The 16,356-nt window shown below is 71.8% G+C and carries 15 protein-coding genes and 1 tRNA gene; 8 read left to right on the top strand and 8 right to left on the bottom strand.

The features are described 5' to 3' along the window. The first annotated feature begins 1 nt into the window (after position 1). On the top strand, positions 2 to 1,723 hold the full coding sequence (locus ACYF6T_RS21635; protein WP_461698431.1) for a sensor histidine kinase: 1,722 nt from the start codon (positions 2 to 4) through the stop codon (positions 1,721 to 1,723). A 112-nt stretch (positions 1,724 to 1,835) separates the two neighbouring features. Next, positions 1,836 to 2,882 carry a M23 family metallopeptidase gene (locus ACYF6T_RS21630; RefSeq protein WP_461698430.1) on the top strand — a complete coding sequence of 349 codons (1,047 nt, stop codon included), beginning with the start codon at positions 1,836 to 1,838 and terminating at the stop codon, positions 2,880 to 2,882. A gap of 1 nt (position 2,883) precedes the next feature. Here the strand turns inward: ACYF6T_RS21630 and ACYF6T_RS21625 are convergent, their stop codons facing one another. The 6 genes from ACYF6T_RS21625 to ACYF6T_RS21600 form a co-directional block, all read right to left on the bottom strand. Continuing rightward, on the bottom strand, positions 2,884 to 3,771 hold the full coding sequence (locus tag ACYF6T_RS21625) for an HAD-IIB family hydrolase (RefSeq protein WP_461698429.1): 888 nt from the start codon (positions 3,769 to 3,771) through the stop codon (positions 2,884 to 2,886). Between the two features lie 59 nt (positions 3,772 to 3,830). After that, complete coding sequence (locus ACYF6T_RS21620) at positions 3,831 to 4,745, bottom strand: LLM class flavin-dependent oxidoreductase (RefSeq protein WP_461698428.1); 915 nt, start codon at positions 4,743 to 4,745, stop codon at positions 3,831 to 3,833. 100 nt (positions 4,746 to 4,845) lie between these two features. Continuing rightward, a complete protein-coding gene (locus tag ACYF6T_RS21615; RefSeq protein ID WP_461698427.1) occupies positions 4,846 to 5,394 on the bottom strand; it encodes an RNA 2'-phosphotransferase in 549 nt (182 codons plus the stop codon). Positions 5,395 to 5,516: 122 nt separating this feature from the next. Then, positions 5,517 to 6,431 (bottom strand): MerR family transcriptional regulator, encoded by a 915-nt coding sequence (locus ACYF6T_RS21610; RefSeq protein WP_461698464.1) that lies wholly within the window; start codon positions 6,429 to 6,431, stop codon positions 5,517 to 5,519. 367 nt (positions 6,432 to 6,798) lie between these two features. Continuing rightward, on the bottom strand, positions 6,799 to 8,553 hold the full coding sequence (locus ACYF6T_RS21605) for an SDR family oxidoreductase (protein ID WP_461698463.1): 1,755 nt from the start codon (positions 8,551 to 8,553) through the stop codon (positions 6,799 to 6,801). A 44-nt stretch (positions 8,554 to 8,597) separates the two neighbouring features. Next, on the bottom strand, positions 8,598 to 9,440 hold the full coding sequence (locus ACYF6T_RS21600; RefSeq protein ID WP_461698426.1) for a M24 family metallopeptidase: 843 nt from the start codon (positions 9,438 to 9,440) through the stop codon (positions 8,598 to 8,600). Positions 9,441 to 9,681: 241 nt separating this feature from the next. Here ACYF6T_RS21600 and ACYF6T_RS21595 point away from each other — a divergent pair, with 241 nt between their 5' ends. The 6 genes from ACYF6T_RS21595 to ACYF6T_RS21570 all read left to right on the top strand — a co-directional run bounded on the left by ACYF6T_RS21595 (position 9,682) and on the right by ACYF6T_RS21570 (position 13,838). After that, on the top strand, positions 9,682 to 10,653 hold the full coding sequence (locus tag ACYF6T_RS21595) for an ABC transporter ATP-binding protein (protein ID WP_461698462.1): 972 nt from the start codon (positions 9,682 to 9,684) through the stop codon (positions 10,651 to 10,653). After that, a complete protein-coding gene (locus ACYF6T_RS21590) occupies positions 10,643 to 11,551 on the top strand; it encodes an ABC transporter permease (protein WP_461698425.1) in 909 nt (302 codons plus the stop codon). The genes ACYF6T_RS21595 and ACYF6T_RS21590 overlap by 11 nt, the downstream gene beginning before the upstream one ends. Then, complete coding sequence (locus ACYF6T_RS21585) at positions 11,548 to 12,459, top strand: ABC transporter ATP-binding protein (protein ID WP_461698424.1); 912 nt, start codon at positions 11,548 to 11,550, stop codon at positions 12,457 to 12,459. The genes ACYF6T_RS21590 and ACYF6T_RS21585 overlap by 4 nt, the downstream gene beginning before the upstream one ends. A gap of 10 nt (positions 12,460 to 12,469) precedes the next feature. Beyond that, a complete protein-coding gene (locus ACYF6T_RS21580) occupies positions 12,470 to 13,189 on the top strand; it encodes an ABC transporter permease (RefSeq protein WP_461698423.1) in 720 nt (239 codons plus the stop codon). 79 nt (positions 13,190 to 13,268) lie between these two features. Continuing rightward, the gene (locus ACYF6T_RS21575) at positions 13,269 to 13,469 is read left to right on the top strand and encodes an SGM_3592 family protein (protein ID WP_461698422.1); all 201 of its coding nucleotides are present in this window, start codon (positions 13,269 to 13,271) and stop codon (positions 13,467 to 13,469) included. Between the two features lie 281 nt (positions 13,470 to 13,750). Continuing rightward, positions 13,751 to 13,838, top strand: a tRNA-Ser gene (locus ACYF6T_RS21570). 28 nt (positions 13,839 to 13,866) lie between these two features. Here ACYF6T_RS21570 and ACYF6T_RS21565 read toward each other — a convergent pair. Together ACYF6T_RS21565 and serS are read right to left on the bottom strand one after the other, a co-directional pair. Further along, a complete protein-coding gene (locus ACYF6T_RS21565) occupies positions 13,867 to 14,667 on the bottom strand; it encodes an HAD family hydrolase (RefSeq protein ID WP_461698421.1) in 801 nt (266 codons plus the stop codon). After that, entirely contained in the window at positions 14,664 to 15,941 is a 1,278-nt protein-coding gene (serS, locus tag ACYF6T_RS21560) for a serine--tRNA ligase (RefSeq protein WP_461698420.1), read from the bottom strand. Before serS ends, ACYF6T_RS21565 begins: the two co-directional genes overlap by 4 nt. Between the last annotated feature and the right edge of the window lie 415 nt (positions 15,942 to 16,356).

Raw genomic sequence — 16,356 nt, 5'->3', positions numbered from 1 at the left:
CATGTCCGTTTCCCCGCCGTCCGGTTCCCCGGCGCCCGCCTCCGGCCTCTCCGCCGGGCCGGCCCTGCGCGTGCCGGAACTGCTGGAGGCGATGCGGTCCGTCGGCAGCGGTCTCGAACTGCACTCCACGCTGGAGCGGATCTGCGAGACCGCGGCCTCTCTGACCGGCGCCCGCTATGCGGCCCTGGGGGTGCTGGACGAGGACGGCGACGGCCTCGCCGACTTCGTCTACCACGGCGTCGACTCGGCGACGGCCCGCCGGATCGGCCGGCTGCCGGACGGGCGCAAGGGGCTGCTCGGCGCACTCATCGTCCCGCAGCCACCGCTGGGTCCGGCGGAGGGCGCCCCCGCCCCGGAACCGGTGCGGCTGGCGGATCTGACCGAGGACCCGCGCTCGTGCGGCTTCCCCGAGCACCATCCGCCGATGCACAGCTTCCTGGGACTGCCCATCCGGGTCCAGGGCGAGATCTTCGGCAACCTCTACCTGACGGAGAAACAAGGGGGCCGGCCGTTCGACGACGACGATCTGGACATGGTGCGGGTGCTGGCCACCGAGGCGGGCATCGCCATCGGCAACGCCCGCCTGTACGAGGCCGCCCAGCAGCGCGAGCGCTGGATCGACGGATCGGTGGCGGTCACCACGGCCCTGCTGGCGGGCGGTGACGTGGACGACGCCCTCCAGGTCGTCGCCGAGCAGGCGCGCGCCCTGTCCGGGTCGGCGGCCGGCGTCGTGCTGCTGCCCGCCGACGAGGGCGGCCTGGAGGTCGCGGCGGTGGCCGCTGACCGGCCCTCCACCATGCTGGGCGCGGTCGTACCGCCGGAGAGCGAGCTCGTCGCCGAACTCCTCGGCGGGCACGCCGTGTTCGTCGACGACGCCGCCACCGACCGGCGCGTGGTCACCGCGCACGGGCGGGCCTACGGGCCGGTCATGCTGCTGCCCCTGCAGAGCGGCGGCCGTGTCCTGGGCGCCCTCGTCACCCCTCGCGCGCGGGGCGAGCGCGCCTTCACCGAGACGGAGCGCACCCTCGCGGTCCAGTTCGCCTCGCAGGCGGCGCTCGCGCTGATGATGGCGGAGGCGCAGCGCGACCGGGAGCGGCTCGCGGTGTTCGAGGACCGTGACCGGATCGCCCGTGACCTGCACGACCTGGTCATCCAGCGGCTGTTCGCCACGGGGATGATGCTGGAGAGCGCGCAGCGCAGGTCGCTCGTGCCCGAGGTGCGGGCGGGTGTCGGCAAGGCGGTCGACGAACTCGACATCACCATCCAGGAGATCCGCACCGCCATCTTCGCGCTCCAGCAGGACCCCGCCGAGAGGCCCGCGGGGCTGCGCACGAACGTGCTGCGCGAGATCACCATGGCGGCGGTGCCGCTCGGCTTCACGCCCTCGCACCGCTTCGTCGGCGCGGTCGACACCCTGGTCGGCGACGTCGTCTGCAAGAACCTCGTCGCGGCCCTGCGCGAGGCCCTGTCCAACGCGTTCCGGCACGCCGGCGCCTCCCGGATCGACGTCGTCGTCGACGCCACGGCGACCCTGCCGGACGGCCGCCCCGCCGTCCGGCTGACCGTCGCCGACGACGGCGTCGGCATCCCGGAAGGCGGCCGGCGCAGCGGTCTGCGCAACCTTGAGCGGCGGGCGGAGTCCGTGGGCGGCGGCAGCTGGTACGGGCCGGGCATCGGGCCGGACGGAGGCGGCACGACGGTGGTGTGGCAGGCGCCGTACTGAACGGCATGAGGGTCTTGCCGACCGGGCGTACTGAGCCATCCGGGGGCACTCGTCCCCCGTGCGTACGACTTGAACGCGACCTGCGGCGAGCTCCGGGGCCACGATCGCTGACATGCCCTCATCTCGCCGTCGCCCGCTGCTCGTTCCGGTGCTGGTGTGCGCGCTGGCGGTGTTCGTGGCCCGCCCGACCGACGCCGCGGACGGGGACGACGAACCCGGGATCAGCGAGCAGGTCGCGCGGCTCTACCAGGACGCGGCGGTGGCGACGCAGCAGTACGAGACGGTCCGGCAGCAGGCCGAGGGGCAGCGGGTGCAGGCCGAGCGGGCGCAGGCGCAGCTGGCCCGGGTGCGGCAGGAGGTCGCCGGGCGGCACGACGGGTTGGGGCGGATCGCGCGCGCCCAGTACCGCGCGGGCGGCGGGCTGCCGCTGACCGCGCAGATCCTGCTCGCCCGCAGCCCGGAGGAGCTGATGCGCGGTCAGCACGTCTTCTCCCAGGCGACCCTGGCCCTGGACAACGCCCTCGACAAGAGCCGGCGGGCCGAGGCGCGGCTCGCCGCCGATGAGGCGCAGGCGACGGCGGCCTGGCAGGCGCTGGAGAAACGGAACACCGAGCTGGCGGCGATCAAGGACACCATCGAGCGCCGGCTCGAAGAGGCGCGCGGACGGTTGCAGAGCCAGGCGGACGCCTCGGTCGCGGCCGGCAGCTGCCGCGGCGCGGTCCGCCTCGACCAGCCGCCGACCCGCACCACGCAGCCGTGGGTCACACCGGTGGAGACGTACGAGCTGTCCGCGGGCTTCGGCAGCGGCGGTGACCGGTGGGCGAACCGGCACACCGGGCAGGACTTCGCGGTGCCGGTCGGCACGCCGGTACGGGCGGTCGGCGCGGGCCGGGTGGTGAAGGTGGCGTGCGGAGGCCCCTTCGGCATCGAGGTCGTGCTCCAGCACCCGGACGGCTATCTCACGCAGTACGCCCACCTCGCCGCGGTCACCGTCGACCAGGGCGAGCGGGTGGACACCGGGCAGTGGATCGGCCAGTCCGGGACCACGGGCAACTCCACGGGCCCGCATCTGCACTTCGAGGTGCGGGTCACGCCGGAGGCGGGGTCGGCGGTGGACCCGGTGCCGTGGCTGGCGGCGCGGGGCGCGCCCGTCGGCTGAGTCAGCGCCGCTCGGCCAGCATCCGCTCGATGACGACCGCCACGCCGTCGTCGTTGTTGGCGACGGTCCGCCCCGAGGCCGCGGCGATGACGTCCGGGTGCGCGTTGCCCATCGCGTACGACCGTCCCGCCCAGGTCAGCATCTCGACGTCGTTCGGCATGTCCCCGAAGGCGACGACCTCCTCGTGCGAGATGCCGCGCTCGGCGCAGCAGAGGGCGAGTGTGCTGGCCTTGGAGACGCCGGGGCCGCTGATCTCCAGCAGGGCGCTGGGGCTGGAGCGGGTGACGTTGGCGCGGTCGCCGATGGCGAGGCGGGCGGTGGTGAGGAAACCGTCGGGGTCGAGCGAAGGGTGGTAGGCGAGGATCTTCAGCACCGGTTCGGCGGCCCCGGGACCGTCGGGTGCGAGCAGGTCCTCGGCGGGCCGGAGCTCGTCCGGGATCTCCATGTGCAGCTTGGGATACTCCGGCTCCTGGTGGAAGCCGTACGTCTGCTCGACCGCGTACACCGTGCCGGGCGCCGCCTCGCGCAGCAGCCGTACGGCGTCCAGCGCGTTCTCCCGGGCCAGTTCACGCACCTTCACGAACCGGTGGGCGCCGGGACCGCCGTGCAGGTCGACCACGGCGGCGCCGTTGCCGCAGATCGCCAGGCCGTGGCCGTGCACGTGGTCGCTGACGACGTCCATCCAGCGGGCGGGGCGACCGGTGACGAAGAAGACCTCGATGCCCGCCTCCTCGGCGGCGGCGAGGGCGGCGACCGTGCGCGGGGAGACCGACTTGTCGTCCCGCAGCAGGGTGCCGTCGAGATCGGTGGCGATGAGCCGTGGCTGGACGGCGGGGGCCGGGGTCTCGGGCTGTCGAGTCGCTGAGGTCACCCGGCCATTCTCCCGCATATGCCCGCACGCCTGTGCGGGAGGCCGCACAGGTGAGGCACAGACGACACTTGACGGGTTCAACGCAGCTGTGCGGGCGCCTCCATGGCGATCTGCTCGAAGACCTTCTCGTCAGCGGCGAAGACGGTCCCGGGGATGGGCCAGTGGATCACGATCTCGGTGAAGCCCAGCTCCTGGTGGCGGCCCGCGAACTCGACGAACGCGTCGAGCGACTCCAGGGGCCGGCCGCGGTCCGGGGTGAACCCGGTGAGCAGGATCTTGTCCATCACGGCCGCGTCCCGCCCGATGCCGGCGCAGGCGTCGGCGAGCTTTGCGACCTGGCCGCGAATGGCCTGAACCGACTGTTCAGGAGTGCCGTTCTCGTACAGCTTGGCGTCGCCGGTGGTGACCCATGCCTGCCCGTGGCGGGCGGCGAGTTCCAGCCCGCGCGGGCCGGTCGCGGCGACCGCGAAGGGCAGCCGGGGCCGCTGCACACAGCCGGGGATGTTGCGCGCCTCGTGCGCGGAGTAGAAGCGGCCGTCGTGCGACACCTCGTCCTCGGTCAGCAGCCGGTCCAGCAGGGGCACGAACTCCGCGAGCCGGTCGGCCCGCTCGCGCGGTGTCCAGGGCTCCTGGTCGCTGCTCAGCAGGGCCGTGGCGTCGAAGCCGGTGCCGCCGGCGCCGATGCCGAGGGTGAGGCGCCCGCCGGAGATGTCGTCGAGGGAGATCAGTTCCTTGGCGAGGGTCACCGGGTGCCGGAAGTTCGGCGAGGTCACCAGCGTGCCCAGGCGAAGCCGCTCGGTGACGGCCGCGGCCGCGGTGAGCGTCGGCACGGCACCGAACCAGGGACCGTCGCGGAACGGGATGCGCCAGGAAAGGTGGTCGTAGGTGTACGCGGTGTGGAAGCCGAGCTGCTCCGCGCGCTGCCATGTCTCACGCGCCCCCTCGTGCCATCGGCGGTACGGGAGGATCACGGTGCTCAGGCGCAGACTCATGCGTCGAGCGTATGCGGCCGAACGGGTTTCACGTGAAACAGTGACGCTCGGTCCTGCGGCGAGGACGCTCGGTCACGGGCGCGAACGGGGAGCGGAAGCCTCAGCGGCCCCGCGGAAACCGCAGGTACTGCGGAGGCACGGCCTTCGTCAGCCACACGCCGTTCGCGCTGACGTGGAAGACGTGGCCGTCGTGGTGCATCGCGGCGGCGTCCACGCCCAGCACGACCGGCCGGCCGCGCCGGGCGCCGACGCGGGTGGCCGTCTCGTGGTCGGGCGAGAGGTGCACGTCGTGGCGGTTCATGGGCCGCAGCCCCTCGGTGCGGATGGCGTCCAGGTAGCGGTCCACGGTGCCGTGGTAGAGGTACGGCGGCGGGGTCGCCGGGGGCAGGGCGAGGTCGACCTCGATGCTGTGGCCCTGGCTGGCGCGGATGCGGGTGCCCTCGACGGCGAACCGCTTCTTGTCGTTCGTGGCGACGACGTGGTCCAGTTCCTCGCGGGTGAAGCGGAAGCCGTGCGCGGCGGCCGCGGCGATCAGCGCGTCGATCTCGACCCAGCCGGCCTCGTCGAGGGTCAGACCGATTCGCTCGGGCTGGTGGCGCAGGTGTTTGGAGAGGTACTTCGACACCTTCACGGTGCGTCTTTCGTCCATCCACTCAGCATGACGGGAGAGACGCGCGTCACGCATTTTGTTTTGGCCCGGAGGTTTGATCCACAACCAACTGTAGTTATCCACAGGCTACTTGGCGCTTCTGTGGACAACTTCCCGACATGTCAGCCCCGTTCGTCAAGATCGACTGGGGGCCATCCTCTTGACGTGAGCGCGTCCAACGCCCTTGCCCGCACCTCCCGTTCAGCCGCCAGCGCCACGAACTCGGCCACCCGCTCCGCCCCAACCAGCCTCTCGACGGCCCGTATCGTCTCCTCGGGCAGTTGCACGGAGCGTGACGCCGGCCCGGTCCGCACGATGTCGTCCGCACCGAGGTGCCGGCGCAGCTGACGCACGGCCAACAGGCGCATCGCCCGGGCCAGTTCCGCGTCCACCGTCTGCTGGGCGAGCGGCCGCAGCCGTCGTACCAGAGAGGCCGCCTCGGCCGCGTCGGCGTCCGTCGGACGCTCGGGTCCGTCGAGGTAGCGGGCGAAGACGTGCTCGGTGGTGAACTCCAGGAAACGGGCGGCGATGTGCTCAACCTGTCCCCTCAACTCCCGTAGGTGACCGGAGATCGCGGACAGCGGTACCCCGGCCTCGTGCAACTCCACGGCCACCGCGAGTTCTTGGGGGCTCGGCACGAGGTAGGACTCCTCGTCGCCGGGCACCGGTTCCAGCACCCCGAGCTCCACGGCCTCCGCTACCGCCGCGTCGTCGGGGGAGCCGCCGAACCGCTCGTCCAGCTCGGCGCGGGAGATCCGTACCGCCTGCTCGTCGGTCCACGGCCCGTCGACCTCCGCGGCCAGCCCCAGCACCCCGCCCAGGCCGCGCCCGGTGTCCCAGGCTTCCAGGAGCTCCTTGATGGAGGCGAGGGTGTAGCCGCGGTCGAGGAGGTCGGCGATCTGGCGCAGGCGGAGGAGGTGGGCGTCGGCGTAGACGTTGGCCCGGCCGCGGCGCTCGGGGCGGGGGAGGAGACCGCGGTCCTGGTAGGCGCGGATGGTGCGGACGGTGGCACCGCTGAGATGGGCGAGATCCTCGATCCGGTAGCCCCCGCTCGCCCGACCCCCGTGCTCATGATGACGGTCGCCGCTCGCGCGACCCCCGCGCTCTTCCTGCCGGTCGCCGCCCACCCGGCTGCCGTGCTCATGGTGCCGGTCGCCGCTCGCCCGACCGCCGCACTCTTCCTGCCGGTCGCCGCCCACCCGGCTGCCGCGCTCATCGTGCCGGTCGCCGCCCACCCGGCTGCCGCGCTCTTCCTGCCAGTCGCCGCCCACCCGGCCGCTGCCCTCCCCCCGCCGGTCGCCGCTCATGCTCCCGCTCTCATCGCCGTATGCCCCCCTCATGCCGCCCCGCTCGTGGCCGGGGACCTCCTCAGGTGGGTCCAGTCGAAGCGGACCCGGCGTGCGGTCACAGGGGTGGCTCCAGCCGTGCGATGGCCCGCAGGGCGCGCGGGGCGAACCGGGACAGCAGGCGGGCTCCCCGCGCCTCAGGAGTGACGGGCACGACGGCCTCGTTGCGCACCACCGCCCGCAGGATCGCGTCGGCGACCTTCTCCGGCGGGTAGTTGCGCAGCCCGTAGAGCCGCGCCGCCCTCTTCTGCCGCCGCTTCTCCTCCTCGGCGCCGACGCCGGCGAAGCGGGCGGTGGACGTGATGCCGGTGTTGACGAAGCCGGGGCAGATCGCGCTCACGCCGATGCCCTGCCCGGCCAGTTCCGCACGCAGGCACTGGCTGAGCATCAGCACGGCCGCCTTGGAGGTGCTGTAGGCGGGCAGCGCCTTGGAGGGCTGGAACGCGGCCGCCGACGCGGTGTTGACGATGTGGCCGCCCTGTCCGCGCTCGGCCATCTGCCGGCCGAAGAGACGGCAGCCGTGGATGACGCCCCACAGGTTGACGTCGAGGACCTTCCTCCAGTCCTCCGGGGTGGTGTCGAGGAAGGAGCCGCCCAGGCCGATCCCCGCGTTGTTGACCAGGACGTCCACCACGCCGTACTCGGCGGCGACCTTGTCGGCCAGCTTCTCCATGGCCTGTTCGTCACTGACGTCGACCGTCTCCGCCCACGCCTCGGGGGCGCCGATCAGGCGGGACAGCTCGGCGGTGCGCGCCGCGGCCTCCGCGTCCCGGTCGACGGCCACCACGCGCGCGCCGGCCTCGGCGAAGGCGAACGCGGTGGCCCGCCCGATGCCGCTGCCCGCGCCGGTGACCAGGACGAGCTGTCCGCCGAAGCGGTCGGCGTGCTTGCCGGCGGCGGCCGGGGCGGTCCGGCCGCCCTCCACGGCGGTGACGAACTCGGTGACCCAGGAGGCCAGTTGGTCCGGCCGGGTGCGCGGTATCCAGTGCCCCGCCGGGAGGGTGCGCCGGGTCAGCCGGGGGACCCACTGCTCCAGGTCGTCGTAGAGCCGCTGGGACAGGAACGCGTCGCCCAGGGGCGTGATGAGCTGCACGGGCGCGTGCGCGTACGCGTCGGTGCGCGGCCTGCGCAGCCGGGCGCGGACGTTGTCCCGGTACAGCCAGGCGCCGTGGGCCGCGTCGGAGGGCAGCGAGGGGGTGGGGTAGCCGTCGCCGGGCACCTTCTCGAACCGGCGCAGGGCGGCCGGCCAGCGCTTGCCGAGGGGGCCGCGCCAGGCCAGTTCGGGCAGGACGGGGGTGTGCAGCAGGTACACGTACCAGGACTTGGCGCCCTGGCCGAGGAGCTGGCCGACCCGGCGCGGAGTGGGGTTCTTCAGGCGGCTGCCGATCCAGTGGCCGAAGTGGTCCAGGGACGGTCCGGACATCGACGTGAAGGAGGCGACACGGCCCTCGGTGCGTGCGACGGTGACGAACTCCCAGGACTGCACGGAGCCCCAGTCGTGGCCCACCAGGTGCACCGGCCGGTCCGGGCTGACGGCGTCGATCACCGCCAGGAAGTCGTCCGTCAGCTTCTCCAGCGTGAAACCGCCGCGCAGCGGGCGCGGGGCGGTCGAGCGGCCGTGGCCCCGGACGTCGTACAACACGACGTGGAAGCGCTCCGCCAGCCGGACGGCGACCTCGGACCACACCTCCTTGCTGTCCGGGTAGCCGTGCACCAGGACGACCGTCGGCTGCGCGGGATCCCCCAGCTCGGCGACGCACAACTCGATGCCGCCGGTCCGCACGCGACGCTCCCGCGCACCCGCCAATCCCACCTCGGACCCGCCCGCCCCCGAAGCGCCCTTCTCTCCGAAGCCCGTCACTTGTCCTCCGCCCAGCGCCGCACGTGCGGCAGATCGTCGTCCAGCCAGAAGGCGCTCTCCTCGGGGTCCCCGGAGTCGGTGACGACCAGGATCTCCTCGAACTTGGCGCCCGTGCCCCGGAAACCGAGGTGGGGTTCGACCGCCCACAGGCCCGGCTGCGGCGGGTGGTCGGAGAAGCGGTACGGCGACCACAGCGGCGACCAGCCCTCGCGGTGGCCGTGCAGCGCGTCGGCGGCGAGGCCCTTGAGGGACTGGGTGCCGAACCCGAACAGATGGGGTGACCAGCGGCGCTCCCGCACCCGGTCGACCTTGTGGGCGATCACCCCGAAGGGATACGCGCGGTGCCGGTTGGCGTACCCCTGGCGGACCATGAGACGGTCGACGTCCTCGTAGATCTCCCGCAGCGGCCGCCGCTCGCGCACCTCGCGCAGGATCAGCTCGCGGTGCGCCTCCAGGTCGGCCATGAGCCGGTCCTGCACGGGGTTGATGCCCAGGGAGCCCGAGTAGCCGATGTCGGCCGTGTAGCCCTCGTACACCGGGGCCATGTCCAGGATGAACGGCATCCCGGGCTCGAGCCGCCGGTTCGTCGGGAAGAACTGCAGCGGGACGCGGAAGCCGACGAACGCCGTGCGCTCGCCGAACCAGGCGAAGGGCAGGTGGAACCAGTCCCGCACGCCCCGCTCGCGCAGCCACGCGCGCTGCATGCGCGCCGCCTCGCGCTCGGTGATCCCCGGTTCCAGCCGGGCCGCGACCGCCTCCGCGCACTCGTACGCGAGCCGCTGGACTCGCCGGAACCCCCGCAGTTCCGCCGCGCGTCCGCCCCTCACTGCCGTCGTCATCCGCCCCGCCCCGTCCCGTCCTCGTGTGCGTCGACTGCGGTACGTGCCCGTAACTTGACACTGATGAATGTGACAGTCGTCAGAGGCGGCGTCAAGAGGCCGGGTTCCGCCTGTGGACAACTCTCCGTAGCTCTCAGGCATGGCATCCCCTACGTACCCGTACGCCTGGAGTCGGACGGCAATACGGCTCCACGGTCTGACGACCGCAGTGGCGCGCGTCACTACCTTCGGATGCGTGACTGTGATCGCGACCGAAAGCCTGAGCAAGCGGTTCCCCCGGGTGACCGCGCTTGACCGGCTCTCCGTCGACGTCGGACCCGGTGTGACCGGGCTCGTCGGAGCCAACGGAGCCGGCAAGTCCACACTGATCAAGATCCTGCTGGGTCTGTCCCCCGCCTCCGAGGGCCGTGCCGAAGTGCTCGGGCTCGACGTCGCGACCAAGGGCGCCGCCATCCGCGAGCGCGTCGGCTACATGCCGGAGCACGACTGCCTGCCGCCGGACGTCTCGGCGACCGAGTTCGTCGTGCACATGGCCCGGATGTCCGGACTGCCGCCGACCGCCGCCCGCGAGCGCACGGCGGACACACTGCGTCACGTCGGTCTCTACGAGGAGCGCTACCGCCCCATCGGCGGCTACTCGACCGGCATGAAGCAGCGCGTGAAGCTCGCGCAGGCCCTCGTCCACGACCCGCAGCTGGTCTTCCTGGACGAGCCGACCAACGGCCTCGACCCGGTCGGCCGCGACGAGATGCTCGGCCTGATCCGCCGCATCCACACCGACTTCGGCATCTCCGTCCTGGTCACCTCGCACCTCCTGGGCGAACTGGAGCGCACCTGCGACCACGTCGTCGTCATCGACGGCGGCAAGCTGCTGCGCTCCAGCTCCACCACCGACTTCACCCAGACCACGACCACCCTCGCCGTCGAGGTCACCGACACCGACGAGCATCCGGACGGCACGCGCGCGGTGCGCGAGGCGCTGCACGCGCGCGGGGTGAGCGTCGAGGCCGGCAGCGGCCTGCCGGGCGCCGGCCACATCCTGCTGCTGACGGCGCAGGGCGAGGAGACCTACGACCTCGTCCGGGACGTCGTCGCCGACCTCGGCCTCGGCCTGGTGCGCATGGAGCAGCGCCGGCACCACATCTCCGAGGTCTTCACCAGCGAGACCGGCGAGGAAGAGCAGCGGAAGGAGGCGGCCGTCCATGGCAGTTGAGCACCCCGTAGCGGCCACGCCGGGTGACCAGACCCGCATCCACAACATCGGCTACCGCAACTACGACGGCCCCCGCCTCGGCCGCTCCTACGCCACCCGCTCTCTCTACTCGCAGTCCCTGCGCGGCGCCTACGGCCTCGGACGGTCCATCAAGTCCAAGGTGCTGCCGATGCTGCTGTTCGTGGTGATGTGCGTGCCCGCGGCCATCATGGTCGCCGTCGCGGTCGCCACCAAGGCGCACGACCTGCCGGTCACCTACACGCGCTACGCGATCATCATGCAGGCCGTCATCAGCCTGTACGTCGCCTCGCAGGCACCCCAGTCCGTCTCACGCGACCTGCGCTTCAAGACCGTGCCGCTGTACTTCTCGCGGCCGATCGAGACCGCCGACTACGTGCGCGCGAAGTACGCGGCGCTGGCCTCGGCGCTGTTCGTCCTGACCGCGGCGCCCCTGATCGTGCTCTACGTGGGCGCGCTGCTGGCGAAACTGGACTTCACCGACCAGACCAAGGGATTCGGGCAGGGACTCCTCTCCGTGGCACTGCTCTCGCTGCTGTTCGCCGGCATCGGCCTGGTCATCGCCTCGGTCACCCCGCGCCGCGGCTTCGGCATCGCGGCCGTGATCGCCGTGCTGACCATCTCCTACGGGGCTGTCTCCACGCTCCAGGCCATCGCGGACGCCCAGGGCACCACCGGGGCCATCCCGTGGATCGGCCTGTTCTCGCCCGTGACGCTCATCGACGGCGTCCAGTCGGCCTTCCTCGGCGCGCACTCGTCGGTCCCCGGGGAGATCGCCCCCACGAACGCCCAGGGCGTCGTCTACGTCCTGGCCGTCCTGGGCCTGATCGCCGCCGCCTACGGCCTGCTGCTGCGCCGCTACAAGAAGGTGGGACTGTGACCACGCTCTCCATCGACCACGTCTCCCGCTGGTTCGGCAACGTGGTCGCCGTCAACGACATCACCATGACCATCGGCCCCGGCGTCACCGGCCTGCTCGGCCCGAACGGCGCCGGGAAGTCCACCCTCATCAACATGATGGGCGGCTTCCTCGCCCCCTCCACCGGCACCGTCACCCTCGACGGCCGGCAGGTGTGGCGCAACGAGGAGATCTACCGGCACATCGGCATCGTCCCCGAGCGCGAGGCGATGTACGACTTCCTCACCGGCCGCGAGTTCGTCGTCGCCAACGCCGAGCTGCACGGCCTGGGCGCCAAGGCGGCCCAGAAGGCGCTCGCCACGGTCGAGATGGAGTACGCGCAGGACCGCAAGATCTCCACCTACTCCAAGGGCATGCGCCAGCGCGTGAAGATGGCGTCCGCCCTGGTCCACGACCCCTCGCTGCTCCTGCTGGACGAGCCCTTCAACGGCATGGACCCGCGCCAGCGCATGCAGCTGATGGACCTGCTGCGGCGCATGGGCGACGAGGGCCGCACGGTGCTGTTCTCGTCCCACATCCTCGAAGAGGTCGAGCAGCTGGCCTGGCACATCGAGGTCGTCGTGGCCGGCCGGCACGCGGCCAGCGGCGACTTCCGCAGGATCCGCCGCCTGATGACCGACCGCCCGCACCGCTACCTGGTGCGCTCCAGCGACGACCGCGCGCTCGCGGCGGCGCTGATCGCCGACCCGTCGACGTCGGGCATCGAGGTCGACCTGGCCGAGGGCGCGCTGCGCATCCAGGCCGTCGACTTCGGCCGCTTCACGGCCCTGCTGCCCCGGGTCGCCCGCGACCACGGCATCCGGCTGCTCACGGTCTCGCCGTCGGACGAGTCCCTCGAGTCCGTCTTCTCGTATCTGGTCGCGGCGTAGGAGGCCGAAGATGTACGACCCCACAGTCGCCCGGCTCACCTACCGGGCCCTGCTCGGCCGCCGCCGGGCCCTCATCCTGGGCGCGCTGCCCGTCCTGCTGGTCGTGATCGCGGTGATCGTGCGCGGACTGGTCGGCGCCGACGACCAGACGGCCTCGGACCTGCTCGGCGGGCTCGCGCTCGCCACGATGGTGCCGATCATCGGCGTCATCGCGGGCACGGGCGCGATCGGGCCGGAGATCGACGACGGTTCGGTGGTGTACCTGCTGTCCAAGCCGGTCAAGCGGCCGACGATCATCTTCACCAAGCTGATCGTGGCGATCGCGGTGACCATGGTCTTCTCGGCCCTGCCGACCCTGATCGCCGGGTTCATCCTCAACGGCAACGGCCAGCAGATCGCGGTCGCCTACACGGTCGCCGCCCTGGTGTCCTCCATCGCCTACGCCGCGCTCTTCCTGCTGCTGGGCACGGTGTCCCGGCACGCGGTGGTCTTCGGTCTCGTCTACGCCCTCGTCTGGGAGGCCCTGTTCGGCTCCCTGGTGCCGGGCGCGCGCACGCTGAGCGTCCAGCAGTGGTCGCTGGCGGTCGCGCACAAGGTGGCCGGCGGCGACCTGGTGACCTCGGACGTCGGGCTGACCACGGCGACGGTGTTCCTGGTCGCGGTGACGGTCCTCGCCACCTGGTACGCCGGGCAGAAGCTGCGCTCGCTGACGCTGGCGGGCGAGGAGTAACGCGGCGCTTACTGACGGGGACTTCACCCCTGTCCGGGCACACTGGGCAAATGGGAAGGCCGGGCTGAGAGGAATGGGGATGGCAGACGACTGGGACGACCTGGTCCTGGACGAGGACTTCATACGGTCCGCCGGGACGACCGAGCCCTCAGCCCGCGCCCGCATGCTCGCCGCCCGCTGGCGCGAGGAGGAACCCGAGCCGCAGCCGTGGCGCTCCGACGAGCCGCCGGCCGGCTGGTTCTTCAGCAAGGGGCGCCGGCGGAAGTGGCGGCGGCGGTAGGCAGACCGGCGGCCGCCTTTTAATCAGTGGCGCCCAACGCGTCGTACAGGCAGGATGGTTGTGTCCACCCCGCCGGAAACCGTCCGTGGGTACGGCGGCTTCGGCGCCACGTTCTGGGAGAGGAGCCGGGCGATGTCCATGCACGACAGGACGTCCAGCTCCCGTCAGGGCAGTCCGCGGAGGACTCCGGTGTAGTTACGCCACCGTCGAGTCACCCCCAGGAACTGCCCGGGGCGGCCGCTTCGAGCACGCGATGTCGCTCTCGCGTGGGCCGCCCACCCGGAGGATTGGCCGAGTGGTAAGGCACTGGCTTGCTAAGCCAAGGTCGGGCCTGGAAAGCCCGCGCACGTTCGATCCGTGCATCCTCCGCAGAAGACGACCGACAGCGGCCGACAGGTCAGCCCAGCAACCGCTCCAGCACCACCGCGATGCCGTTCTCCTCGTTCGAGGCCGTCACCTCGTCCGCGACCGCCTTCAGCTCCGGGTGGGCGTTGGCCATCGCCACGCCCCGGGCCGCCCAGGCGAACATCGGGATGTCGTTGGGCATGTCGCCGAAGGCGATGGTCTCGGCCGCCTTCACGCCGAGCCTGCGCGCGGCCAGGGACAGCCCCGTCGCCTTCGACAGGCCCAGCGGCAGCAGTTCCACGATGCCCGCGCCCGCCATCGCGACCGTGACGAAGCCGCCCGCGGCCCGGCGGGCCGCCTCGGCCAGCTCGTCGTCGGTGAGCGTCGGATGCTGTATGTAGATCTTGTTCAGCGGGGCGGCCCACAGGTCGGCCGCGTCCGTGAAGGGAACGGCGGGCAGCGAGCCGGTGACCGCGTAACCCGGTCCGACCAGCACGTCACCGTCCAGTCCGTCCCGGCTCGCCGCCAGGTGCAGCGGGCCGACCTCCGCCTCGATCTTGGCCAGGGCGACGCCCGCCAGCTGCCGGTCCAGGGTCACGGACGTCAGCAGCCGGTGCTCCTTGGCGTCGTAGACCTGTGCGCCCTGACCGCAGACGGCGAGGCCGTCGTAGCCGAGGTCGTCGAGGACGTGCCGGGTCCACGGCGCTCCGCGGCCGGTGACGACGATGTGCACGGCCCCCGCCGCGATGGCCGCGGCGAGGGCGTCACGGGTGCGGCGCGAGACCGACTCGTCGGAGCGCAGCAGCGTCCCGTCGAGGTCGGTCGCGATCAGCCGGTAGGGGAAGTCGGTCACTTGGCGACCGGCTCCAGGACCTCCCGGCCGCCCAGGTACGGGCGCAGCACGGGCGGCACGTACACGGAGCCGTCGGCCTGCTGGTGGTTCTCCAGGATCGCCACGATCGTGCGCGGTACGGCGCACAGCGTGCCGTTGAGCGTCGCCAGCGGCCTGACCTGCTTGCCGTCACGGAAGCGGATCGACAGGCGGCGGGACTGGAACTCGGTGCAGTCCGAGGTCGACGTCAGCTCGCGGTACTTGCCCTGCGTCGGGATCCACGCCTCGCAGTCGAACTTGCGGGCGGCGGAGGCGCCGAGGTCGCCGGTGGCCACGTCGATCACGCGGAACGGCAGCTCCAGCGAGGTCAGCCACTCCTTCTCCCACTGCAGCAGGCGCTGGTGCTCGGCCTGCGAGTCCTCCGGAGCGACGTAGGAGAACATCTCCACCTTGTCGAACTGGTGGACGCGGAAGATGCCCCGGGTGTCCTTGCCGTGCGAGCCGGCCTCGCGGCGGAAGCACGGCGAGAAGCCGGCGTAGCGCAGCGGCAGGCGGTCGACGTCGAGGATCTCGTCCATGTGGTACGCGGCGAGGGGGACCTCGGAGGTGCCGACGAGGTAGAGGTCGTCGGCGTCGAGGTGGTAGACGTCCTGGGCGGCCTGGCCGAGGAAGCCGGTGCCCGCCATCGACTGCGGGCGCACCAGCGCGGGCGTCAGCATCGGGGTGAAGCCGGCCGCGGTGGCCTGCGCGATCGCGGCGTTGACGAGCGCGAGCTCCAGCAGGGCGCCGATGCCGGTGAGGAAGTAGAAGCGGGAGCCGGAGACCTTCGCGCCGCGCTCCACGTCGATCGCGCCGAGGAGCGTGCCGAGCTCCAGGTGGTCCTTGGGCTCGAAGCCCTCGGCGCCGAAGTCGCGGATGGTGCCGTGCGTCTCCAGGGTGACGAAGTCCTCCTCGCCGCCGACGGGCACGTCCGGGTGGACGAGGTTGCCCAGCTGGAGGAGGAGCTCCTGGGTCTCGGCGTCGGCCGCGTCGCGCTCGGCGTCGGCGGCCTTGACGTCGGCGGCGAGCTGGCTCGCCTTCTTCAGCAGCTCGGCCTTCTCGTCCCCGGAGGCCTTGGGGATGAGCTTGCCGAGCGACTTCTGCTCGGCACGCAGCTCGTCGAAGCGGACGCCGGACGACCTGCGCCGCTCGTCGGCAGACAGGAGAGCGTCGACGAGCGCGACGTCCTCTCCACGGGCGCGCTGGGAAGCGCGCACACGGTCGGGGTCCTCACGGAGCAGACGAAGGTCAATCACGCGGCCAAGGCTACCGGTGCGGGGTGACGGCTCACGACTCGGTATTCCGAATCACCGCTTACGTACCGTTATGGGGTAATTGCGTGCCGTGTCGGGAGAGGTCAATAAAGGACGTCTCACTCCCCGGGACGGGGCACGGCGTGAGGCGTCGGGTTGACTCGAATCCCTTGTGGAGAACGGGACTTGGGGCGCCGTTGTCCACAGCTGTCCACAACCCCCGAAGAGTTATCCACAGGGTGTGCGGAAGATCTGTGGATTCCGGAATTGATCACTCCGAAACCGGACCGTCACGCCCTGGATTCCCCGTGCAAAACCTCATTTACCACCCCTTTCGAGTGGTAACTGGTCATCCTCGGTCGCCCCAAAGGGTTGAGCAAAGGAAAAGAGTGGACGAACGGTGACCTGCGCGACGGTG

The sequence above is a fragment of the Streptomyces sp. 7R007 genome (genome assembly GCF_054850255.1).
Note: the sequence above shows the minus strand (reverse complement) of the source record. Positions and strands in the feature narration are given on the sequence as shown.

Excerpts from the sequence above, each read along its gene's own strand:
- ACYF6T_RS21635 (WP_461698431.1), top strand. The coding sequence starts at position 2 with ATGTCCGTTTCCCCGCCGTCCGGTTCCCCGGCGCCCGCCTCCGGCCTC.
- ACYF6T_RS21630 (WP_461698430.1), top strand. The coding sequence starts at position 1,836 with ATGCCCTCATCTCGCCGTCGCCCGCTGCTCGTTCCGGTGCTGGTGTGC.
- ACYF6T_RS21625 (WP_461698429.1), bottom strand. The coding sequence starts at position 3,771 with ATGCGGGAGAATGGCCGGGTGACCTCAGCGACTCGACAGCCCGAGACC.
- ACYF6T_RS21620 (WP_461698428.1), bottom strand. The coding sequence starts at position 4,745 with ATGAGTCTGCGCCTGAGCACCGTGATCCTCCCGTACCGCCGATGGCAC.
- ACYF6T_RS21615 (WP_461698427.1), bottom strand. The coding sequence starts at position 5,394 with ATGGACGAAAGACGCACCGTGAAGGTGTCGAAGTACCTCTCCAAACAC.
- ACYF6T_RS21600 (WP_461698426.1), bottom strand. The coding sequence starts at position 9,440 with ATGACGACGGCAGTGAGGGGCGGACGCGCGGCGGAACTGCGGGGGTTC.
- ACYF6T_RS21590 (WP_461698425.1), top strand. The coding sequence starts at position 10,643 with ATGGCAGTTGAGCACCCCGTAGCGGCCACGCCGGGTGACCAGACCCGC.
- ACYF6T_RS21580 (WP_461698423.1), top strand. The coding sequence starts at position 12,470 with ATGTACGACCCCACAGTCGCCCGGCTCACCTACCGGGCCCTGCTCGGC.
- ACYF6T_RS21575 (WP_461698422.1), top strand. The coding sequence starts at position 13,269 with ATGGCAGACGACTGGGACGACCTGGTCCTGGACGAGGACTTCATACGG.